The sequence below is a fragment of the Streptococcus sp. V869 genome (genome assembly GCF_054353515.1).
The window spans coordinates 106,298-129,631 of record NZ_JBTHHW010000001.1 but is presented as its reverse complement, the minus strand read 5'-3'; the positions used below and the strand labels follow the sequence as shown (position 1 = coordinate 129,631).

Here is a 23,334-nt window from a genome sequence, read left to right as displayed (position 1 = left end):
GCCTTCTCCTCCTATTTGATTTCATTATTAATATTTTAATTTTTACCAAAATTAACTTGACTTAAAAATAAAATTAAGGTATATTAAAATAAGGAGGAATACAACTGTATGATACGTATCGAAAACCTCAGTGTCTCCTACAAAGAAACTTTGGCACTAAAGGATATTTCACTAGTGCTCCAAGGACCAACGATTACCGGGATTATTGGTCCAAACGGCGCTGGAAAATCAACCTTATTAAAAAGTATGCTGGGCATTATCCCACATGAAGGACATGCTTTTATCGACGATAAAGAAATGAACAAATCTCTTAAGAAAGTTGCCTATGTCGAGCAAAAAATTCATATCGACTACAACTTTCCTATCAAGGTAAAAGAATGTGTCTCTCTGGGACTCTACCCATCCATCCCACTCTTTCACACTTTAAAAGCAAACCACTGGAAAAAGGTAGCTGAAGCGCTCGAAATCGTAGGTCTTTCTGACTATGCAGATCGTCAGATTAGTCAACTATCTGGAGGACAATTCCAGCGTGTTTTAATTGCCCGCTGTCTAGTTCAAGAGGCTGACTATATTCTCTTAGACGAGCCCTTTGTTGGGATTGACTCAGTCAGTGAAGAAATTATCATGAACACGCTGAGAGATCTTAAAAAGGCTGGCAAGACGGTCCTTATCGTCCACCACGATCTCGGTAAGGTTCCCCATTATTTTGACCAAGTGCTTCTTCTCAATAAGGAAGTCATTGCCTTTGGTCCAACCAAAGAAAGCTTCACCCAAGCCAATCTCAAACAAGCTTATGGTGATCGACTCTTTTTCAATGGAGGTGACCTATGATTTCAGAATTTATCGATGGATTGCAGAATTTTCACTTCCTACAAAATGCCTTGATTACAGCAGTTGTTATCGGGATTGTGGCTGGGGCTGTCGGATGTTTTATCATCTTACGTGGCATGTCTCTTATGGGAGATGCCATCTCTCATGCCGTCTTACCAGGGGTCGCTCTTTCTTTTATTTTAGGAATTGACTTCTTTATCGGGGCTATTATCTTTGGACTACTTGCCTCTGTTATCATCACCTACATCAAGGGGAACTCTATCATCAAGAGTGACACTGCCATTGGGATTACATTTTCATCTTTCTTGGCTCTGGGTATCATCCTGATTAGCGTGGCTAAAAGCTCGACTGACCTCTTTCATATCCTCTTTGGGAATATCCTAGCTGTGCAAGACTTGGACATGTATATTACCATCGGTGTGGGAGCTCTCATTCTCTTGATTATCGGGATTTTCTTCAAACAACTCTTGATTACATCCTTTGATGAACTACTAGCCAAGGCTATGGGTATGCCAGTTAATTTCTACCACTATCTACTCATGGTACTCTTGACCCTGGTGTCAGTGACTGCCATGCAAAGTGTTGGAACCATCCTTATCGTAGCCATGCTCATTACTCCAGCTGCGACAGCTTATCTCTACGCCAATAGTCTTAAGAGCATGATTTTTCTTTCATCAGGCTTGGGAGCTTTAGCTTCTGTCTTGGGACTTTTTATCGGTTATAGCTTTAACTTGGCTGCAGGTTCAAGTATCGTGCTGACATCTGCCAGTTTCTTTCTCATCAGTTTCTTTATCGCACCAAAACAACGCTATCTGAAGCTGAAAAATAAAAAAATCAAACAATAACGAGGGAATCCCCTCTGGAGGAATCTAATGAAAAAATTAGGTGCATTGCTGGTTCTTTGCCTTTCTGTCATTGCTCTTGTAGCATGTTCTACTGGAAAGAAAGATGCAGCTTCTGGACAAAAATTAAAAGTCGTTGCTACAAACTCAATTATCGCTGATATCACTAAAAATATCGCTGGAGATAAGATTGATCTTCATAGTATCGTGCCTGTTGGACAAGATCCACACGAGTACGAACCTCTTCCTGAAGACGTTAAGAAAACTTCGCAAGCTGACTTAATCTTCTACAACGGCATCAACCTTGAAACAGGTGGAAATGCCTGGTTTACAAAATTGGTTGAGAATGCTAAGAAAACTGAAAACAAGGACTACTTTGCTGTCAGTGAAGGCGTTGATGTCATCTACCTAGAAGGCCAAAATGAAAAAGGGAAAGAAGACCCACATGCTTGGCTCAACCTTGAAAACGGGATTATTTATGCGCAAAACATTGCTAAGCAACTCATCGCTAAAGACCCTAACAACAAGGAATTCTACGAAAAGAATCTCAAAGAATACACTGAAAAACTAGACAAGCTTGACAAGGAAGCCAAAGAAAAATTTAACGCTATTGATGCTGACAAGAAACTCATCGTAACCAGCGAAGGATGCTTCAAATACTTCTCTAAAGCTTACGGTGTCCCAAGTGCTTACATCTGGGAAATCAATACTGAAGAAGAAGGAACACCTGACCAAATCAAGACCTTGGTTGAAAAACTTCGCCAAATGAAGGTTCCATCACTATTTGTTGAATCCAGTGTCGATGATCGTCCAATGAAGACTGTTTCTAAAGACACAAACATCCCAATCTATGCTCAAATCTTTACGGACTCAATCGCTGAAGAAGGTAAAGAAGGCGACAGCTACTACAACATGATGAAATACAACCTTGAAAAGATTGCTGAAGGATTGGCAAAATAAAAATTTAAAAAACGTCATTCTCCTTGAATTGGCGTTTTTTGATTCAAATTCCGGTCAAATTATTGGGAAAATCTGACGTTTCAATGTAAAATGAAAGAAAAAAGATTGGAGTAGCTTATGACTACATTCCTTGGAAATCCTGTAACTTTTACAGGAAAACAACTACAAGTAGGAGACAAGGCTCTTGACTTCTCTCTAACAACAACTGACCTTTCTAAAAAATCACTGGCTGACTTTGATGGTAAGAAAAAGATTTTGAGTGTCATTCCTTCTATTGACACCGGCATCTGCTCACTTCAGACTCGTCGCTTTAACCAAGAATTGGCCAGCTTAGAAAACACTGTTGTCCTCACTGTTTCTATGGATCTTCCATTCGCTCAAAAACGTTGGTGTGGGGCAGAAGGAATTGAAAATGCTATTATGCTTTCAGACTACTTCGACCACTCCTTTGGACGCGATTATGCCCTCTTAATAAATGAATGGCATCTGCTTGCACGCGCAGTCTTTGTCCTCGATACTGACAATATCATACGCTATGTAGAGTACGTGGATAATATCAACAGCGAACCAAACTTTGAAGCAGCCATCGAAGCAGCTAAGTCTCTTAACTAAAGTAACAAGGCAGTAAGCTAGAGAAATCTAGCTTTTTTTGGTATACTAGATGGAGATAATAGACAAGGAAATGCGAATGACACCAAATAAAGAAGACTACTTAAAATGTATTTATGAGATTGGCATGGATGTTCCTAAGATTACCAATAAGGAAATTGCTGCTCGAATGCAGGTATCTCCTCCAGCGGTAACCGAAATGATCAAGCGCATGCAGTCTGAAAATCTCATCTTAAAAGACAAGAAAAAAGGATACTTGCTAACCGATATTGGTCTAACACTTGTATCAGAGCTTTATCGTAAACATCGTCTGATTGAGGTTTTCCTGGTCCACCATCTAGACTATACCAGTGACCAAATTCACGAAGAAGCTGAAGTTCTAGAACATACTGTATCAGACCTTTTTGTGGAGAGATTGGAAAGTATGTTAGGTTTTCCAAAGACCTGTCCTCATGGTGGTACTATTCCAGCCAAGGGTGAACTTCTGGTTGAGATCAATAACCTACCACTTTCTAATATCAAAGAAGCAGGAACCTACCTTCTGACAAGAGTTCATGACAGCTTTGAACTTCTTCAATATTTGGAAAAACATGGCATCCATATTGGTGACCAACTCCAAGTCAAGCAGTTCGATGGCTTCAGTAATACTTTTACTCTGATTCATAACCACGAAGAACTTCAAGTCAGCCTCGAAATCGCTAAGCAACTCTATGTTGAAAAAATGAACTGACCCCCTTATCTCTAGAAGCTTTGTCTTTTAGGGATTTTATAGATGAACAAAAAAACCAAGCTTGTGCGCTTGGTTTTTCTTATCTATTTTTAGTATCTAGGATAATGGTGACTGGGCCATCATTGACCAGTCCCACCTGCATATCTGCTCCAAAAACTCCCGTCTCAACAGGAACTTCCTTGGCTAGCTTTTGGTTAAATTCTTGATAGAAGGCCTCAGCCATATCCGGTTTGGCTGCACCTGTAAAGGCTGGACGATTGCCTTTTTTGGTATCGGCAAACAGAGTGAATTGTGAGATGGAGAGAATTTCTCCTTGGATATCCTTGACAGATAGGTTCATCTTGCCTTCGGCATCTGAGAAAATCCGCATATTGACAAGTTTTCTAACTGCATAATCCAAATCTTCTTGCTGGTCTTCAGGTCCAACACCCACTAAGAGCAGGAGCCCCTGTTTGATCTGACCATGAATTCGCCCATCAATAGAAACCTGAGCTTCCTTGACGCGTTGAACGATAATTCTCATAGAAATCCTTTCTGACTATCTCAACCAATTTAGCCGTTGGTACGTTTGACTGAATAGACTTCTGGTACACTCTTAATCTTATCAACCACAGTTGTCAACATTGAAAGGTTAGAAATCCCAAAGGATACATGGATATTAGCAAATTTCATATCCTTGGTTGGTTGGGCATTAACTGACGAGATATTCTTAGTTGTATTGGATAGGACTTGCAAGATATCATTCAAAAGGCCAGAACGGTTGAGTCCATAGATGTCGATATGAGCCATATATTCCTTGCTTGAGAATTGGTCTTCCCATTCGACATCTAGTAGACGCTGCTCATAGTTTTCCTGTGAACGAAGGTTCATACAGTCCACACGATGGATGGCAACACCACGACCTTTGGTAATATAACCAACGATATCATCACCTGGAACAGGGTTACAACATTTAGCAATCCGGACCAAGAGCCCAGAAGCACCTTGGATGACAACTCCACCCTCATGCTTCACCTTAAGCGTATCCTTGTTCTCTACTTTTACTTCGCCACCCTTGACCAGTTCTTCTGCTTCTGCCTTAGCCTTGGCACGCTCTTCTTCACGACGTTCTTTTTCCGTCAAACGGTTAAAGACGGTAATGGCTCCGATTTCTCCAAAACCAATGGCTGCAAAAAGGGCTTCTTCTGTCTTGTAGCTGGTTTTTTGAAGGACTTCATCCATGTGGCGCTTGTCCATGAATTTATTAGCCACATAGCCATTTTCTTGGAGCTGACTAATCAGCATTTCACGACCTTTATTGATAGACAATTCTTTATCTTGGTTTTTAAAGAACTGACGAATTTTATTACGGGCCTTGCTGGTTTTAACCAAGTTGAGCCAGTCACGGCTTGGTCCAAATGAATTTGGATTGGTGATGATTTCAACCTGGTCACCCGTTTTTAACTTAGTCGTCAACGGAACCATACGGCCATTAACCTTGGCACCAGTTGCTTTTTCCCCGATCTTGGTATGAATCTCATAGGCAAAGTCAATCGGACCTGAATCTTTTGGAAGTGAGCGAACTGCTCCATCTGGAGTAAAGACATAAATCTCCTCAGCCAAATAGTTTTCTTTGACAGTATCTACAAATTCCTTGGCATCATCTGCCTGGTCTTGGAGCTCCATCATCTCCTTGATCCAGTTCATCCCGATAGCAGATTCCTTACTATTAACCTGACCTTTGATTCCTTTTTTGTAAGCCCAGTGAGCCGCAACCCCGTACTCGGCAACCTCGTGCATCTCCTTAGTACGAATCTGGAACTCAATCGGCCCTTTTGGTCCATAAACAGTCGTATGGATAGACTGGTAACCATTGGCCTTACGATTGGCAATATAATCCTTGAAACGGCCTGGCATTGGTTTCCATAGTTCATGAACGTAACCCAACATGGCGTAAACATCACTCTGAGTGTCTAAGATACAGCGAATGGCAATCAGGTCATAGATTTCCTCAAAGCGTTTTTTCTTGTCCTGCATCTTGCGATAGATAGAGTAGATATGCTTTGGACGGCCATAGATTTTTCCTGTAAGGTGGCGCTCAGATGAATATTCCTCAAGCTTTGTCACAACTTCATCGACCAAGGCTTCACGTTCTTGACGTTTTTCCTTCATCATGTGACTAATCTTGTAAAATTCAGTTGGATTGAGATAGCGGAAAGAGAGATCTTCCAGTTCCCACTTCACGCTTGAAATCCCCAAACGGTGAGCAAGTGGTGCATAGATTTCCATGGTTTCTCTGGAAATACGCTCCTGCTTGTCTTTACGAAGATGCTTGAGGGTGCGCATATTGTGCAGGCGGTCAGAGAGTTTTACCAAGATAACGCGGATATCCTCTGACATGGCCATGAGCATCTTGCGGTGGTTCTCGGCCAATTGCTCTTCAAAAGATTTATACTCGACCTTACCAAGTTTGGTAACACCGTCTACAATCACTCGAACATCATGTCCAAACTCACGCTCTAAGTCATCCAAAGTAGCATCTGTGTCTTCTACCACGTCATGCAAAAAACCACAAGCAACAGTGACAGCATCTAGCTTGAGCTTGGCTAAAATACCTGCTACCTGAATAGGGTGGATAATGTAAGGCTCGCCTGATTTACGATACTGCCCACTATGGCATTCTACAGCGTAAACCAAGGCCTTATGTACAAAAGCCACATCTTCTTTCGATAAATATTTTTGCGTTAAAGCGACGACTTCATCGCCAGAATAAATTACTTCTTTTGGCATGCATACTCTCCAGTTCTTCCTACCATTTTAACACTTTTTGATCAATAAGAAAACTAGAAAAGCCTATTCCATAAGACTTTGCTGAAGTCTAAAAAACACTACTAGAAAAACTCTAGTAGTGTTGATTGATTCAAATCTATCTTAGTAAACTGTCTTTTCAGTTTCTACGTCAAAGAAGTGAGCTTTGTTCAAGTCAAATCCAAGTTCCACAGTTGCACCAGCTTGCAAGTAGTCACGTGCGTCAACCTTAGCAACGAATTCATCTTTACCAACTTGGCAGTATAGGTGAGATTCTGAACCAAGCAATTCTGATACAGAGATAGTTGCTTTCACAACTGATTCTGGGAATGTTTCAAGGAAAGCAGGTTCTGCGTTCACGTCTTCTGGACGGATACCGAAGATCAATTCTTTACCTTCGTAACCTTTATCGCGAAGAACTTTCAAAGCACCTTCTGGAACTTTCAAGTTAAAGGCGTCACCAACGATGTGGTCACCGATCAATTTTACGTTGATGAAGTTCATAGCTGGGCTTCCGATGAATCCTGCTACGAATTTGTTAACTGGGTTTTTGTAAACTTCTTGAGGAGTACCGATTTGTTCAACACGTCCGATAGTACCAGTACCAGCAGGGTTTTTAGTTGCTGACATGATAACGATACGGTCTGCAAGTGTCATCGCTTCTGTTTGGTCGTGAGTTACGTAGATAGTTGTAGCTCCGATACGACGGTGGATTTTAGCGATTTCAGCACGCATAGATACACGAAGTTTTGCATCCAAGTTTGACAAAGGTTCGTCCATCAAGAATACTTTTGCATCACGGACGATCGCACGACCCATGGCAACACGTTGACGTTGACCACCTGAAAGGTCAGCTGGTTTACGATCCAAGAATTCTTTCAATCCAAGGATTTCTGCTGCTTCTTGTACACGTTTGTCGATGTCTTCTTTGCTGTATTTACGCAATTTCAAACCGAAAGCCATGTTATCGTACACAGTCATGTGTGGGTAAAGAGCGTAGTTTTGGAATACCATGGCGATGTCACGGTCTTTTGGAGCTACGTCATTGACAACAACGCCATCGATAGATGCAGTACCTTCTGTGATATCTTCAAGACCTGCAATCATACGGAGAGTAGTTGATTTACCACATCCTGAAGGTCCTACGAAAACGATAAATTCTTTGTCTTTGATGTCCAAGTTGAAGTCTTCAACTGAATAGTGCTCGCTGTTAGGATATTTTTTGTAAATATTTTTAAGATTTAATTCTACCATTTCGGTGAACTCCTTTAATTTTTGATAGTTTTATTATAGATGAAAACGCTTTACATTTCTATGGCAAGGTGACCAAAAAAATAAAAAAGTTCTGTGCAACTTGCACAAAACTTTAAATAATATCTGGTAAAATCAATTGATAACACAAGGTCAAATCTGTCAATTCTTTCAACTGTAGCCCTGTCAATTCTTCCCATTTATCAATCTTGTATTGGAGGGAATTGCGGTGCAAATAGAGTTGCTGGGCTGTTTTAGTCAGGACTGCACTGTTTTCCCATAGTGAGAGAATGATTTCCTGAATCTGATCCTGATCCAAAATCATTTGGTGTAGATAGTCTTTTATGATTCCGAGATCCACCATTTGTTCACCTAGACTCCAAAGGTAGAGCTGAGAAAAAGTATGGAATCCTTGATGTCCTTGTCGCCACCAGTTTTTAAACAAGTCACGTTCTGCTTTGATTAAGTCTATCAAACTTTGATTTCCTGTTTGCGACCAAACCTGTCCCAACATGATAGACAGACGAACCCCAAAGTCATACTCTACTGCTTCCAAGGTATCTGTTAAGATTGAGCGAACAGAAGTATATTTGTCTTGTTGGAGAACAAAAAGATAATCTTGGGCTCCAACCTGAAGCACTGTTTCACAATTCGGAAAGAGGGTTTTCATCATATCCAACCAAGAAGTTAAGTTTTCCTGTTGGTAATAAGAAAGGTGACAATAGACAACTTGTAGCTTCTTAAAGCTTTGCGGGGCTTGTCCCTTGCCCTCTATCAAATAACTATACCAGGGATTTTGAGAGATGGTTTGTTCCTGCTGCGTTAAAAGAGCCACCAACTGTTTCTCGCGTTCACTTAGTCCAGCTTCCTCAAGTAAAATCCACTGTTGAGAAGACAAAGGAAGCGTCAGACAGCCTTTCTTATCGACTGGTTGGTCTACAATCTGAGCTTGTGGAAACCAATCTAGTAATTCTTTTGAAATCATACCTAGCCCTCCACTTTTTGGATGCACCAAGAAATCAAGGTTTCGAGGCGCTCCACATTTTCGGTCATATGAAGATAACCCATGACCGCTTCAAAGCCAGTCGACATGCGGTAGGTCACTACATCTGCGTTCTTGGCCTTGGTATGACTATTGGTATTGCGACCCCGTTTATAGATTTCTTCTTCCTTTTCCGTTAGAACTTCTTCTTCTAACATAAGGGAAATCAAGCGGGCCTGAGCCTTGGCCGATACATACTTGGTTGCCTCTTGGTGGAGTTTATTGGGTTTGGTCATCCCTTTAAGAATGAGATGGCGACGAATATACATCGAATAAACCGCATCTCCTTCAAAGGCTAGCGCAATCCCGTTAATGAGATTGACATCAATCACGAGTCCACCTCACTCCATCCTTGGTATCCAGTAGTTTAATCCCTTGTGCAGCTAGCTGATCACGGATTTGGTCCGCTGTCGCAAAGTCACGATTGGCACGCGCTTCTTGACGTTTTTGAATCAAGGCTTCAATCTCCTCATCCAAAACTTCTTCGACAAAGACTACTCCAAAGACTTCTAACATAGCTGCAAAAGCTTCCTTCACAGTTGCATCATAGTTACCTGAGTTGATCCATTTAGCCATCTCAAAGACAACTGTGATTCCATTAGCTGTATTGAAATCCTCATCCATAGCAGCAACAAACTTATCTTTAAAAGCTTGTAACTCTTGAGCATCTACAGTTCCAGTAAATGGTTGTTCATAGGTGTTCTTTAGATACTTGAGATTAGTCTCGGCATCACGCACTGCTTTTTCCGTAAAGTTGATAGGCTTACGGTAGTGCTGAGTCGCAAAGAAGAAACGAAGCACTTGACCATCGATCGTTTTGAGGGCATCGTGTACCGTAATGAAGTTCCCCAAAGACTTAGACATCTTGACATTATCGATATTGACAAAGCCATTGTGCATCCAGTAGTTGGCGAAGGTCTTACCTGTTTTAGCTTCTGACTGAGCAATTTCGTTGGTGTGGTGTGGAAACTCAAGGTCAGCACCACCACCGTGAATATCGATGGTATCTCCTAAAATCTCAGTTGACATGACTGAACACTCGATGTGCCAGCCTGGGCGACCTGGTCCCCATGGGCTATCCCAAGAAATCTCACCTGGTTTGGCAGCTTTCCAGAGGGCAAAGTCGACCGGATTTTCCTTGCGAGCCGTTTCCTCATCTGTACGACCTGAAGCTCCTAGCTCCAAGTCTTCCAAGGTTTTATTGGCCAACTTAGCATAGTTGTGGGATTTTTCTACACGGAAATAGACATCCCCTTGACTCTCATAGGCATAGCCCTTTTCAATCAAGTCTTCTACAAAGCGGATGATGTCAGCCATAAACTCTACAACACGTGGATGACGAGTCGCAGGCTTCACACCCAAAGCCGTCACATCTTCACGAAAGGCAGCGATATACTTATCCGCTACTTCCTGAGGTGTGATACCTTCTTCCTTGGCACGATTGATAATCTTGTCATCCACATCCGTGAAATTGGAAATGTAGGCCACTTCGTAACCACGATATTCAAAATAGCGACGAATAGTATCGAAAGCTACTGTTGAACGGGCATTCCCAACGTGGATGTAGTTGTATACAGTTGGCCCACAGACATACATCTTGACCTTACCGTCCTCAATTGGGACAAATTCTCGCAAATCACGAGACATGGTGTCATAGATTTTAATCACTCACTGACTCCTTTCTGTGTCTTTCAATAAGCTTATAAACCAGACGACCTGTGGCTGGCTTCTCTCGCTTGCTCGAGTTTATTGACGTAGTATTCACGTTTTCCTTCAACTTCATGAATCGTTGGTTCATCCTTTTGCCCATGCACTCGGACAATCTTGGCTGGAATTCCGACAACCGTCACGTCACTTGGTACGTCTGCCACGACAACTGCTGCAGCACCGACCTTGGCATTTTCACCAATCTCTACAGGTCCGATAACTTGGGCATGAGCCGATATGAGAGCTCCCTTTCGAACGGTCGGATGGCGTTTGCCACTATCCTTACCTGTCCCACCAAGGGTTACCCCATGATAAAGGAGAACACCTTTTTCAACGATAGCTGTCTCCCCAATCACAAGTCCTGCTCCATGGTCAATGAAGACACCTGATTCGATTTGAGCTCCAGGGTGAATCTCAATCTGAGTCCAAAAACGCCAAAACTGGCTGTGCATACGAGCTAAAAGCTTAAAGCCATGTTTCCAGAGAAAATGAGAGAGACGGTGGGCAGCCAAGGCTTTCACACCAGGATAGGTCAAAAGAACCTCCAAAGTGGTGCGAGCCGCTGGATCATTTTCTTTTACGATATCAATGGTTTCACGCCACCATCCCATACATTTCTCCTTTCTTATTCTGAGTCTTTTGGTGTTTCTGTAGTTTCTTCTTTCTTAGGTTTGTGGTCCTTGTGGTGGTGACGAGGACGATCGCCATGGCGATGACCTTTATCCCCTTTTTCTTCTGAACGTTCAGGTTTTGGCGGACGTGGCAAGAGTGCCTTCATAGAAGCATCTACACGACCTTTTTCATCGATCTTAATAACCTTCACATCTACAAAATCACCAATTTGAACTAAATCTTCTACATTATTAGTACGAGTCCAAGCCATTTCAGAGATGTGAACGAGGGCATCAGTCTTGTCAAAGAGGTTGACAAAGGCACCGAATTTCTCAATACGAACAACTTTGGCATGGTAGACTTCATCCACTTTAGCTTCACGAACCAAATCAGCAATGATTTCTTTAGCGCGGTTAATGGCTGCTTGGTCACTAGAGTAGATAGACACGTTTCCTTCTTCGTCGATATCAATCTTAACGCCTGTTTCAGCGATGATCTTATCGATGGTTTCTCCACCCTTACCGATAACAATCTTGATCTTGTCCACATCAATCTTGATAGTATCAATTTTCGGTGCAGTTGGAGCCAATTCTGGACGAACTTCTGGAATGGTTGCTTCAATCACGTCAAGGATTTCAAAACGAGCTTTCTTGGCTTGGGCAAGAGCCTCCGTCAAGATTTCTGCAGTGATCCCTTGGATCTTGATATCCATTTGAAGGGCTGTAATCCCGTCGCGAGTACCTGCAACCTTGAAGTCCATGTCTCCAAAGTGGTCTTCCAAACCTTGGATATCTGTCAATACTGTGTAGTTGTTTCCATCTGAGATAAGACCCATGGCAATCCCTGCTACTGGAGCCTTGATTGGCACACCACCAGCCATAAGGGCAAGTGTTCCCGCACAGATAGATGCTTGAGATGAAGAACCGTTTGATTCCAATACTTCTGCTACCAAACGGATCGCATATGGGAATTCTTCCAAGCTTGGCAATACTTGAGCAAGGGCACGCTCACCAAGAGCACCGTGACCAATTTCACGACGACCAGGCGCACCGTAACGTCCAGTTTCCCCTACAGAGTATTGTGGGAAGTTATAGTGGTGCATAAAGCGTTTCTTGTACTCTGGATCCAAACCATCGATGATTTGAGTTTCACCCATTGGTGCCAAAGTCAAGATAGAAAGAGCCTGAGTTTGTCCACGAGTGAAGAGACCTGAACCGTGTACGCGAGGAAGGAAGTCAACAACCGCATCCAAAGGACGGATTTCATCGACCTTACGGCCGTCAGGACGAACCTTGTCTTCTGTGATCAAACGGCGCACTTCTGCGTGTTCCATTTGTTCCAAGATTTCAGCCACATCACGCATGATACGGTCAAATTCTTCGTGGTCTGCATATTTTTCTTCGTAAACTGCTGTAACTTGGTCTTTCACTGCTTGAGTTGCAGCTTCACGCGCTAATTTTTCTTCTACTTGGACCGCTTTTTGAAGGTCGCTGTTGTAGGCTGCGATGATTTCAGCTTGCAAGTCAGCATCTACATGAAGCAATTCTACTTCTGCTTTTTCTTTTCCGACTGCCGCAACGATTTCTTCTTGGAAGGCAATCAATTCTTTAACAGCTTCGTGTCCTTTGAGAAGAGCTTCCAACATGATTTCTTCTGACAATTCTTTGGCACCAGACTCTACCATGTTGATAGCGTGCTTGGTACCAGCTACTGTCAATTCAAGAAGAGATTGCTCTGCTTGTTCTTGAGTTGGGTTGATGACGATTTCTCCATCAACATAGCCCACTTGTACCCCAGCGATTGGGCCGTCAAACGGAATGTCTGAGATAGACAAGGCCAATGATGAACCAAACATTGCTGCCATTGGTGCAGATGCATTTTCATCATAAGAAAGCACAGTGTTGATGACTTGCACTTCATTACGGAAACCTTCCGCAAACATTGGACGGATTGGACGGTCAATCAAACGCGCTGTCAAGGTCGCATCTGTCGAAGGACGTCCTTCACGTTTCATAAAGCCACCAGGAAATTTCCCAGCCGCATACATTTTTTCTTCGTAGTTGACTTGAAGTGGGAAGAAATCCCCAGTTGCCATCTTCTTAGACATAACGGCAGCAGTCAAGACAGTTGACTCACCATAACGCACGACAACAGAGCCATTTGCTTGCTTAGCAACCTGACCAGTCTCTACGATCAACTCACGACCCGCAAAAGTCGTTTGAAACACTTGTTTTGTCATTGTAATCCCCTTTGGATTGATAATATTATACGCCTTGCCTACAAAAATCAGGATACAAAGGGCGTCAAGAATCCCGTATGAAAATAGGAGATTAACGCAGTGTGCGATGCACACCAGGAAATCTATCTTTTTCACTAGGGATTTAGCCCGTGTTCAACTCTGAAATTATTTTAGATCTGATTCTTTAACTTACATCTCTTTGACATAAGATTAAGACTGCTTAAATATCGTTTATACCCTCATCTTTGTATCAAGTACGTACAGAGTCTATTTTATCATATTTTTCTTAAAAAGTACGGTCTTTTCTATCAAAAAGGAACCATTCCTCTATGAAAAGAAGAATGGTTTGCTTTTTAATATTTTAAGATTGGTGATTGAACAAGGCATGGGTTGCTTGGTGGATGTACTGAGCAGTGTCTGCATTGTTCATAGTGTAGAGATGTACCCCTGCTACGTCTTGCGTTACCAAGTCCACGATTTGGTCCACGGCATAGGCAAGTCCTGCTGCTCTAAGTGACTCAGGGTCATTCTCATACTTGTCCAAGATTGCCTTAAACTTACGTGGAAGATGGATGTTCTCACAAGTCTCCAAGAGACGAAGAGCTTGGTTACGATTCAGGATTGGCATAATTCCAGCATGAATAGGAACATCAATCCCAGCCAAGGTACATTTGTCTTGGAAATCGTAGAAACGCTCATTGTCAAAGAAAAGCTGAGTGACAAGACTTGAACAGCCTGCATCTACTTTTTTCTTGAGATTTTGAATATCTGAGATTTGGTTTGGCGAATCAGGGTGTCCTTCTGGATAACAAGCACCAATAATTTCAAAGTGCGGTGCCTGTTCATTGATAAACTCAATCAAGTCTGTGGCGTAACGAAAATCCTTTTGTGGTTCAACATCTGGAATAATATCTCCACGCAAAGCCAAGATTTTCTGAACCCCAACCTTATCCAAATCTGCAATGGTCTCAGCCACCTTATCCTTAGTTAGATAGATAGCTGGCAAGTGAGCAATGGTCGGAATCTCCAAGTCATTTTGGATATAGTCTGCCAAACGAACCGTCGTCTCTTTGATATTAAATTTATTATTGCTGGCAGTTACACTGATGAAGTGTGGTGCCAAGCCCTGCATGTCTTTCAGGGCTGCAATAATTTTGTCATTGCCTACTGCTGGGTTTGGAGGGAAAACTTCAAATGAGAGGGACGGTGTTTGACGTGACATATTTATGAACCTTTTCTAGTTGATTTTTTTACTGATCAACCGTGTAGGGAGAACTGTCTTTTCTTACAATTTCTCGCGCGCAGCTTTGGCAGCTTCTACAAGGCGGATCAAGCTTTCTTTCGTTTCTGGAATACCACGTGTTTTCAAACCACAGTCAGGGTTGATCCAAACTTTCTTGCTTGGTACTTTAGCAAGGATGGCTTCGATGGTGTGGTCGATTTCGCCTTCATTAGGCACACGAGGTGAGTGGATATCGTATACTCCAGGACCCACTTCTGTCTGGAAGTTTTTCGCTTTGAGTTCGTCCAAGATTTCAAGGTTTGAACGGCTAGCTTCAAATGAGATAACGTCTGCATCCATGTTGTCGATAGCTGGGATGATATCTGTAAATTCTGAGTAACACATGTGAGTGTGGATTTGTGTGTCTGGCGCTACTGTTGAGTGTACCAAACGGAAGGCTGGAATAGCCCAGTCAAGGTAATCTTCGTACCAGTCGCTACGACGAAGTGGCAATTTCTCACGAAGAGCAGCCTCGTCGATTTGGATGATTTTCACGCCTGCAGCTTCAAGGTCAAGAACTTCATCCTTGATTGCAAGAGCGATTTGAAGAGTAGAATCCTTGATAGAGATGTCTTCACGTGGGAATGACCAGTTAAGGATTGTAACAGGTCCAGTCAACATACCTTTAACAGGTTTGTCCGTACAGCTTTGTGCGTAGCTAGACCATTTCACAGTGATAGGGTTGAGACGAGTCACATCACCCCAGATGATTGGTGGTTTAACCCCACGCATACCGTATGATTGTACCCAACCGTTCTTAGAGAAGAGGTAACCTGACAAGTTTTGACCGAAGTACTCAACCATGTCGTTACGCTCGAATTCACCGTGTACAAGCACATCAAATCCAACTTCTTCTTGCCATTTGATCCATTCGTCGATAGTCTCAGCAAGGAAGGCATCGTATTCTTCTTGTGACAATTCACCCTTACGGAAGGCCAAACGTTTCGCACGAACTTCCTTAGTTTGAGGGAATGAACCGATTGTTGTTGTTGGAAGAGCTGGAAGTTTGAAAGCTTTTTCTTGGATAGCTTCACGTTCTGCAAAGGCTGGCAAACGAGTGTAGTCTGCGTCGGTCAATCCAGCGATACGTGCACGAAGTTCCGCATTTTCACCAACACGTTCAGTTGCAAAGAGTTCTTTGTTTGCTGCAAGAGCTTCTGCACCTTGACCGTTGCGGATAGCATCCAAGTCACGGATTTCATCCAATTTTTCAACTGCAAATGCAAAGTGGTTCAAGATAGCTGGTTCAAAGTCTTCGTTAGCTGTTGTAAATGGTACATGAAGAAGTGAGCATGAGCTAGTCAATACGATGTTTTCAGCTGGGATTTGCTCAAGAACAGCCAAGCTCTTTTCGTAGTTGTTGCGCCAGATGTTCTTACCATTGACAATACCTGCATAAAGAGTCTTGTCAGCTGGGAAGCCACCTTTAACAAGTTCAAGAGTTTTCTTACCTTCAACGAAGTCAAGACCGATCGCATCTACTGGCAATTTCACAAGGTCAGCGTAGACGTCACGAACGTCACCGAAGTAAGTTTGAAGCAAGACTTCAAGGCCTTTTTTATCAGCCAAGAGTTTGTTGTAGATGTTCAAGAATAGGGCTTTTTCTTCTTCTGTCAAGTCTTTGACAAGAGCAGCTTCATCGAGTTGGATACGAGTTGCACCAAGCTCAGCCAATTTCGCAAAAACATCTTGGTAAGCAGCTACTAAGCTATCTACGAAGTCTTCTGCTTTCACGCCTTCTTCAAAGTCTGACAATTGAAGGAACGTGAATGGACCGACAAGGACAGGACGAGTGTTAAGTCCAAGTTCTTTAGCTTCTTGGAACTCATCAAAGATTTTGTGACCAGCCAATTTTACTTGAGTGTCTTTTTCAAATTTAGGAACGATGTAGTGGTAGTTGGTGTTGAACCATTTCTTCATTGGAAGGGCACGAACATCCCCTTTTTCTCCTTGGTAACCACGTCCCAAAGCAAAGTAGCGTTCAAGGTCTGACAAGTCCAAGTTTTGAACAGATGCAGGAACTACGTTGAAAAGGAAAGCAGCATCAAGGAAGTTGTCATAGTGTGAAAAGTCATTTGATGGGATTTCAGTGATCCCTTTTTCTTTGACGATGTTCCAGTGTTTTGCACGCAATTCTTTAGCCGCAGCCAAGAGTTCTTCTTCTGAGATTTCTTTTCTAAAGTATTTTTCAGTTGTAAATTTTAATTCGCGGAATTCACCCAAACGAGGGAAACCGATAATTGTAGTTGACATGTTTTGTCCTCCAAAAATTGTTGTTGAAACTATCTTAACAGAAAAGAAAGCGTCTGTATAATTGTAAAAAATTAGGCTTTGATATAGTTTGAAACTATATCTCTTTTTAAAGCATAAAAAAAGATTTGGAGAAAATTCCCCAAATCCTTTGATAGGTATGGATTGATAGCCTTTTAAGGATGCTACATTTATTGTAAAATTCCAGTAATCTGAAAGCTGACTATGGCTTGCTATTAGAAAAGACTATAGGTCTATCCCCTTCTCTCGGAGATTAGCCAGGCACTCCTCATAGTAGGCAGAGTCGTGTTCGCTATAGATCGGACTTTTCAGCTTCTCCTCTGTTAAATTTTCATAAGGAGGGCAGGTTTTCCCACGGTAGTTCTTGTCCAGCCACTCTGGACTGACATTGTAGCCACGGTCAGCCATCTCCTCCATGATCAAACGATGATAGGCATAGAGATGATAAGGCGAGTGGGCAAATACATAGTCAACCGTCGCATGCTTTTTGCCCCAGCCATTGCCACGAAGGGCGCAGCACTCTCGATGTTGTCCCAAGAGCTGAGGACGGGGAAGTTGTGAAATCAAAGCCTCATGCCAAAGTCTCATGGGAGTCTCCTTTCAGCAAGGTAGAATTTTGAAGATAGCTATTTGGGTAACGTTCAAGTAAAGCTCTCGTCTTAGCAATTAAGTCTTCTTTGGTGGCATGACCAGAGTGATAACGCTCCAGTAAAAACATATAATCCTTGCGTTCAGTCTCCGTTGCTTTCTTCTTGAAATAGCCCCAAATATGCTGAAAGGCATTGCAAACCTGACCCCTGTGTTCTGGAATCTGGCAGGCACAGTCAATCATCTCTTGAACATGACTCAACTCCACCACTTCTTGCTTGAGATACTGGCGAATATCCTTGTAAATATTGCTAGAATGACTCAAAACAAGGTATTTATTTTCCGCCCAGAGTTGCTGACAAAGGGCACGTTGGTTGTTAGTTTCCATATATCTCCTAACTTTCTACTAGTTCCCAGGAAATACGGAAACAAAGTTATATTTTAAAAATGAGCGAATTATGAGCGAATAAAGATGTTCTAAGTACCGGCCGTATGAAGCTTTTTCATTTTTTAAAAACTTCCTGCGACTCATGAAACAAAGTAATAATTTTCTTTTAGTTCTCGGAAACGGTCAAAACTGAGAATGCCCTCATTTTGTAATCTGCCTAAAACTACGCTCGGATGAATGTCGATTTCCTCTGCAAAATCTAGAATATCCGACTTATCAAAATTTCCTTTTTTGACAAAAGCTTGATAATCTTCTGGTCTAATCAAGAAATCTTTTGCAAACTGATCTGCTCGTTCCTCAGAACGTCGGTAGGATTCACTATTTCCGTCATCAGATGAAAAATCGTTCTCCAAAATGTGCCCAATCTCATGAAAAAGTGAGAACCAGAAAATGTCTGACACTTTGTTTCTATCCGTAAGTAAAAGCAAGGCACTACCATTACTGAATTTTTTAGTCGCCCCATTCAGATTAGCATTTGGCAAAGCAGGTAGACCGACTAGGACAACACCGCAATCTAGCAAGATATCATATAAGCGTTGAGGAAAGACTTCTAGGTCTTGTCTGGTCAACTTTCTCAAAGCAGGTAGGCTTCTCTCTAGCTTTTTGCGGTTGAGCTTAGTAGTTGTTGTATCACGTGCTTTTTTTGATGCCAATTCCAGCATGATATTGGAGTTGACTATGCTTTTAGTTGTAAACTCACGCGTATTCCGATAGCTGACTAGATGATTAAAGGATGTAAGATTTTCTAAACTTGCCACACCTAGAATCTTGCGAAGCTCGACAATCTTTTCTTGCAAGCTATAGCGTTTGTCTGACACGTAGCCTTCTTCCTTAAAATACTTGAAATCAATCATCTCACAGATTTCTTTCTCGCTACCTTCTTCTAACTCTCTTTGTTCTACAATTTCTGCAACTTTTACATCATAAGCATTCTGAAGATTGAGCCAAGTTTGCATGGAAACCCCGCTTAGCTTGGCAAGCTTATGTGCCGTTTCTTTACTGATGGACTCCTCAGCATTGACGAGCTTGCTGACAGTCTTTGCCGAAACTCCTAAGCGATCCGCAAATTCTTTCTGAGTTACGTTATAATCTTCAATCAACTCTTCAACATACTGACCTGGATGAAAAGCAATCAGGTCTTTGTATTCAACAATTTTTTTACTCATAGTGATTGCTGACCTCCTCTATTTTTAAGATTTCGATTTCAACAGGACTAGGAAATACCTTTTCTAGATCCTCCTCACGAAATTCTACAATCAACCGATAGGAACTCCTTCGACCATCTATATCCAAAGCAAACTGTCCCTGTCTCTTTCCCTTGAGTTGGTGAAAGTGATACTTAGGAAAAGCCGTCACACTGGCTAAAGAATCCGCTGCTTCTAAAAAGTTAATCAACTGATGTAACTTTACAGCAATCTTGTCCGAAAAATCCTTTTTCGCTCGCCTCAGCTCTGTGCACTGCTTTTCAACAGTTTTATTTGTATAGATAAGCTTCATATGTCCCTTTCCGTTGAATTAAATTACCTTTTAGGTAATTTAATTATACCATCTTTAAACAATAAAAACCAGCCAAAAGTTGATTTGGCTGGAATATTTAATTTAATTATCGTGTTTAACTCCCCCATCACCCTTTAAAGTTTTTCAAAAACTCTTTTAGTTCGGCATCGGCTTCTGGTGTGGTGCCGTGGAGTTGATTCATCATTTCAAGTAGAGAAGTTGTTTGGCTTTGGATTTCTTCATTTGTCTTGTTAATCTTGCTGACGATGTCTGTCAGCGGCTCTACTTCTTCTTCCTCAAAGGTATCCACGTAGCGAGGGATATTAAGGTTATAGTCATTTTCGACAATTTCTTCATAGCTTGCTAGATGGGCAAACTTATCCATCTCCTCACGAGACTTGTAGGCTTCCAGAATCTTCTCGATATGGGCATCCGTCATGATATTCTGGTTTTTGCCTTTATCAAACTCCTTAGAAGCATCGATAAAGTAGACATCACGATTGGTTCGATTCTTTTTGAGAATGATGACCGTGGTCGGAATGCTGGTATTAAAGAAGATATTAGCTGGTAGACCGATAACCGTATCAATAGCTCCTTCTTCTAACAAGGCCTTGCGAATGGTCCCTTCCGCATTTCCACGGAAAAGAACACCGTGAGGAAGGACGATAGCCATAACCCCATTATCCTGCTTGAGGTGGTAATATCCATGCAAGAGGAAGGCAAAGTCAGCCTTGGACTGGGGCGCCAGTTTCCCAAAAGGAGAGAAACGAGGGTCAGCCATAAAGCCAGAGCTTGCAGACCACTTGGCAGAGTATGGCGGGTTCATGAGAACACCGTCAAAGTTGGTCGGTTCTTGAGTTGGCCAATCTTCATCCAGTGTATCAGCATTGTGGAGGAATTGATTCTCAACAGGAACGCCGTGTAGGATCATGTTCATCCGAGCTAGGTTATAGGTCGAAGTATTGAGCTCCTGACCAAAGTAGACGACTGTCTGCGGTTTATGAGAATATTTCTTGGCATTGAGCAAGAGAGAGCCTGACCCCATAGTTGCATCATAGATGGTAAAACCTTCCTGGTCTTCACGACCCAAAAAGGCAATCTGAGTCATGAGTTTGGCAACAGGCTGAGGCGTATAGAACTCACCAGCTTTCTTACCCGAGTCAGTCGCAAACTGACCGATCAGATACTCATAGGCATCCCCCAGCATATCACCCGCATGACCAGCCACATCTAGCACAGCCAACTCTTTCATGACTGCTGCTACCGTTTGGTTTTGCTTTTGAGGAGTTGCCCCTAGCTTTTTAGAGTAGAGGTCGATATCTTCAAAGAGATTTTCATAGAGGTCATCACTCTGCTCGATATCACGAAAACCTTGAGCTAGATCTTCCAGCTGGAAAGTTCCCTCATTGACACGTGCTACCAGAGCCGTAAAGGTCAGGTCTGGCTTGATGATATAATTGAGCTCGTCGTTCATGACAGAGACCAGATCCTCATGGGTATTTGCATCCTCGTAGTAATTGCGATAAACCTCAAGGGCATCCTCAAGACTATCCGTCCCCTCCTCCATGGTCTCCGCCACGAAAAAGAGCATCTTATCAGATAGATACTTGTAAAAGACCATGCCCAAAAGATAGGACTTGTAGTCGTTGGCATCCATCTTAGAGCGGAGAACATCCGCTGAGTTCCACAGGGCCTGATAGAGCGACTGGGAAGTTTGTGTTGTTTCCATAATGTTTCTTTCTTTTTATTAATTCAAAAATCTAACTATCTATTCAATAGTTTCATTTCTAATTCTTCAAAATATTTATGACGTAATGTAATCTGTAAATCATTATTCATTGCAATACTACTTAAAGCTTTTTCTTTTAAGTTAGAAACTATTTCTTTAATTTCTTTGGATGCAATTATTTCATTTTTCAAATTACAAATCTTTAAAATCGTCGAAAAATCCGAAGAAGCTATGCTATCTTCAACAATTTTGGTTATATTTCCTAGTTTTAAAGTTAAATCGAATTCTTTTGATAAACTATCTAAAAATGTTTGAGCTTCATCCTCGGTTGGTTCATTATTCTTTATCAAATTACCTTCCATAAATTCATCAAGTTTCTTTTTCAAAGCGATACGTATTATTTTATCTTTATTTGTTATACACATACCAATAACAGTGTCTCGAAGTTTTTTAATTTTTTGTTTTTTATCCTCCTCATCATCAGATAGAACATAATTCACTATTTCTTCATCTATCAAAAACATCTCTATCTCATTAAAAGGGAGCACAAAAATATTTTTCTTTTTATAATTTTGAATTCTTGCCTCATCCATCCAGTCATAATCAATAATGCCGTAAGCTTCATTACCATATGATTCCTTTAATTTATTGTAAGCTTTTGTGTATTGAATAACTTGTTTATGCCCTTGAACTGGTTTGACAAAACAAAATTCACTGAATAATTTGGAATATATTTGATAGTCCAGACTATTTTTAGTTCCTTCGCAAAATAAAATTGGCTTTTTTGCACCAGATACTTCATTTAATAATGGTAATGGTATTTCTTGTGATTCTTCCAACACCTGATAATCCAAATCATAAGGTGCTTCAAAATTCTTACACCATATATAGGTTGCATTTGTTCTAGATTGAACAAAGTCCATGTTATGTGAAGCAAAAATAAATTGACAATCAGGTCGCTCTGATATGAGCAAATCCCATAATTCATTATAGACAGCAGCATTAAGGAATGTTTCTGGTTCGTCAACGATAATATAACTATTTTCTGGAGCTAGAAGGACATTACCAATATAAAATAATACACAGCGTTCCCCATCGCTAAGGCCATTTATACTATATTTATCTCCATTTCTTACAACTTCTAAAACTCTATCATCAGGTTCAGGATAAAATGTTATTTCTGGGAAAATTTGATTCCATATTTGCTCCACTCTGTCCCATAAAGTTAGAGGTAAATTTTTTTCTTTTCTTGACCTACGAGTAACTATGTCTGAGTAGTCTTTTACCAACAATGTTATTAATTTAGTAAACGTATTTGAAAAATCCTTTTCAATTTGGAATGGTTGTAAAGCAATTGTGTTATATTTAAGATCGACTTCTTTTAAATCTTGAATATATCTATCTATAGTAATTTCATTTCGATCATGGATATTTGAAACAAAATATAATAATTTCTGTGCTGGTAAAACATACATTTCATTACTATTAATCTTACTATTATTCTTTCTTAATTCATTAATAAGACTTGTTTTCCCTGCTCCATTAGCCCCTATAATAACAGTAGTAGAATCTATTTTAGCAATGAAAGAGAAAAGTTTAATTACTTCAAAATTATATATAATTTGAGGAAATAAAGAATCATACGAACGAATATCACCACCATAACAATTGTAGATACTTTCTAACAAATTATCACGTAATGTTTTATACCTTACCGTTACATCATTAGACAAAACTTCTTCATCTAGCTCTTTATTTATAAAAGAAATAAGTTCAAATAGATAATCATCTACTCGATTATATAAATCTTTTTCATAATCAGCTACCTGACTTAAGTTATCTTGAAACCTTTCCTTTTCAGATTCTAATTTTGCAATTAAATCTATTTTAGAACTATACATAATTCCTC

The 23,334-nt window shown here is 41.1% G+C and carries 21 protein-coding genes; 5 read left to right on the top strand and 16 right to left on the bottom strand.

Annotated features, from left to right (window positions below; all coding sequences use genetic code 11):
- The first annotated feature begins 108 nt into the window (after window positions 1–108).
- From ACXYSN_RS00690 to ACXYSN_RS00670, 5 genes are all read left to right on the top strand, one after another.
- The gene (locus ACXYSN_RS00690; protein WP_458635813.1) at window positions 109–831 is read left to right on the top strand and encodes a metal ABC transporter ATP-binding protein; all 723 of its coding nucleotides are present in this window, start codon (window positions 109–111) and stop codon (window positions 829–831) included.
- Window positions 828–1,676, top strand: coding sequence for a metal ABC transporter permease subunit (locus tag ACXYSN_RS00685; protein ID WP_458635812.1), 849 nt, complete (start codon window positions 828–830; stop codon window positions 1,674–1,676). The genes ACXYSN_RS00690 and ACXYSN_RS00685 overlap by 4 nt, the downstream gene beginning before the upstream one ends.
- A 27-nt stretch (window positions 1,677–1,703) precedes the next feature.
- Window positions 1,704–2,633 (top strand): metal ABC transporter substrate-binding lipoprotein, encoded by a 930-nt coding sequence (locus tag ACXYSN_RS00680; RefSeq protein ID WP_458635811.1) that lies wholly within the window; start codon window positions 1,704–1,706, stop codon window positions 2,631–2,633.
- A 117-nt stretch (window positions 2,634–2,750) separates the two neighbouring features.
- Complete coding sequence (tpx, locus tag ACXYSN_RS00675) at window positions 2,751–3,245, top strand: thiol peroxidase (RefSeq protein ID WP_006149874.1); 495 nt, start codon at window positions 2,751–2,753, stop codon at window positions 3,243–3,245.
- Between the two features lie 76 nt (window positions 3,246–3,321).
- Window positions 3,322–3,972, top strand: a complete 651-nt coding sequence (locus tag ACXYSN_RS00670) for a metal-dependent transcriptional regulator (protein WP_458635810.1) — start codon at window positions 3,322–3,324, stop codon at window positions 3,970–3,972.
- A gap of 79 nt (window positions 3,973–4,051) precedes the next feature.
- Here ACXYSN_RS00670 and dtd read toward each other — a convergent pair whose 3' ends face one another.
- From dtd to ACXYSN_RS00590, 16 genes are all read right to left on the bottom strand, one after another.
- On the bottom strand, window positions 4,052–4,495 hold the full coding sequence (gene dtd / locus ACXYSN_RS00665; RefSeq protein WP_254726913.1) for a D-aminoacyl-tRNA deacylase: 444 nt from the start codon (window positions 4,493–4,495) through the stop codon (window positions 4,052–4,054).
- A gap of 29 nt (window positions 4,496–4,524) precedes the next feature.
- On the bottom strand, window positions 4,525–6,741 hold the full coding sequence (locus ACXYSN_RS00660; protein WP_458635809.1) for a RelA/SpoT family protein: 2,217 nt from the start codon (window positions 6,739–6,741) through the stop codon (window positions 4,525–4,527).
- 141 nt (window positions 6,742–6,882) lie between these two features.
- A complete protein-coding gene (locus ACXYSN_RS00655; protein WP_004251267.1) occupies window positions 6,883–8,013 on the bottom strand; it encodes an ABC transporter ATP-binding protein in 1,131 nt (376 codons plus the stop codon).
- Between the two features lie 112 nt (window positions 8,014–8,125).
- On the bottom strand, window positions 8,126–8,995 hold the full coding sequence (locus ACXYSN_RS00650; RefSeq protein WP_458635808.1) for a helix-turn-helix domain-containing protein: 870 nt from the start codon (window positions 8,993–8,995) through the stop codon (window positions 8,126–8,128).
- 2 nt (window positions 8,996–8,997) lie between these two features.
- On the bottom strand, window positions 8,998–9,384 hold the full coding sequence (locus ACXYSN_RS00645) for a Mini-ribonuclease 3 (RefSeq protein ID WP_004251273.1): 387 nt from the start codon (window positions 9,382–9,384) through the stop codon (window positions 8,998–9,000).
- The gene (gene cysS / locus ACXYSN_RS00640) at window positions 9,377–10,720 is read right to left on the bottom strand and encodes a cysteine--tRNA ligase (RefSeq protein WP_458635807.1); all 1,344 of its coding nucleotides are present in this window, start codon (window positions 10,718–10,720) and stop codon (window positions 9,377–9,379) included. Before cysS ends, ACXYSN_RS00645 begins: the two co-directional genes overlap by 8 nt.
- Before the next feature lie 32 nt (window positions 10,721–10,752).
- A complete protein-coding gene (gene cysE, locus ACXYSN_RS00635; RefSeq protein ID WP_314943898.1) occupies window positions 10,753–11,370 on the bottom strand; it encodes a serine O-acetyltransferase in 618 nt (205 codons plus the stop codon).
- 14 nt (window positions 11,371–11,384) lie between these two features.
- Complete coding sequence (gene pnp / locus ACXYSN_RS00630) at window positions 11,385–13,610, bottom strand: polyribonucleotide nucleotidyltransferase (RefSeq protein WP_458635806.1); 2,226 nt, start codon at window positions 13,608–13,610, stop codon at window positions 11,385–11,387.
- Between the two features lie 361 nt (window positions 13,611–13,971).
- Window positions 13,972–14,832 carry a methylenetetrahydrofolate reductase [NAD(P)H] gene (gene metF, locus ACXYSN_RS00625; RefSeq protein WP_458635805.1) on the bottom strand — a complete coding sequence of 287 codons (861 nt, stop codon included), beginning with the start codon at window positions 14,830–14,832 and terminating at the stop codon, window positions 13,972–13,974.
- A 63-nt stretch (window positions 14,833–14,895) separates the two neighbouring features.
- Window positions 14,896–17,145 carry a 5-methyltetrahydropteroyltriglutamate--homocysteine S-methyltransferase gene (gene metE / locus ACXYSN_RS00620; protein WP_458635804.1) on the bottom strand — a complete coding sequence of 750 codons (2,250 nt, stop codon included), beginning with the start codon at window positions 17,143–17,145 and terminating at the stop codon, window positions 14,896–14,898.
- Between the two features lie 243 nt (window positions 17,146–17,388).
- Window positions 17,389–17,751, bottom strand: a complete 363-nt coding sequence (locus ACXYSN_RS00615) for a TIGR02328 family protein (protein WP_458635803.1) — start codon at window positions 17,749–17,751, stop codon at window positions 17,389–17,391.
- Window positions 17,735–18,139: a YbgA family protein gene (locus tag ACXYSN_RS00610; RefSeq protein ID WP_458635802.1), complete on the bottom strand. Its 405-nt coding sequence runs from the start codon at window positions 18,137–18,139 to the stop codon at window positions 17,735–17,737. Before ACXYSN_RS00610 ends, ACXYSN_RS00615 begins: the two co-directional genes overlap by 17 nt.
- Before the next feature lie 140 nt (window positions 18,140–18,279).
- The gene (locus ACXYSN_RS00605; protein ID WP_458635801.1) at window positions 18,280–19,365 is read right to left on the bottom strand and encodes a HigA family addiction module antitoxin; all 1,086 of its coding nucleotides are present in this window, start codon (window positions 19,363–19,365) and stop codon (window positions 18,280–18,282) included.
- Window positions 19,358–19,696 carry a type II toxin-antitoxin system RelE/ParE family toxin gene (locus ACXYSN_RS00600; protein ID WP_014713022.1) on the bottom strand — a complete coding sequence of 113 codons (339 nt, stop codon included), beginning with the start codon at window positions 19,694–19,696 and terminating at the stop codon, window positions 19,358–19,360. The genes ACXYSN_RS00605 and ACXYSN_RS00600 overlap by 8 nt, the downstream gene beginning before the upstream one ends.
- 127 nt (window positions 19,697–19,823) lie before the next feature.
- Window positions 19,824–21,425: a type I restriction-modification system subunit M gene (locus tag ACXYSN_RS00595; RefSeq protein ID WP_458635800.1), complete on the bottom strand. Its 1,602-nt coding sequence runs from the start codon at window positions 21,423–21,425 to the stop codon at window positions 19,824–19,826.
- Between the two features lie 35 nt (window positions 21,426–21,460).
- Window positions 21,461–23,326 carry an AAA family ATPase gene (locus tag ACXYSN_RS00590; protein ID WP_458635799.1) on the bottom strand — a complete coding sequence of 622 codons (1,866 nt, stop codon included), beginning with the start codon at window positions 23,324–23,326 and terminating at the stop codon, window positions 21,461–21,463.
- Window positions 23,327–23,334: the final 8 nt, after the last annotated feature.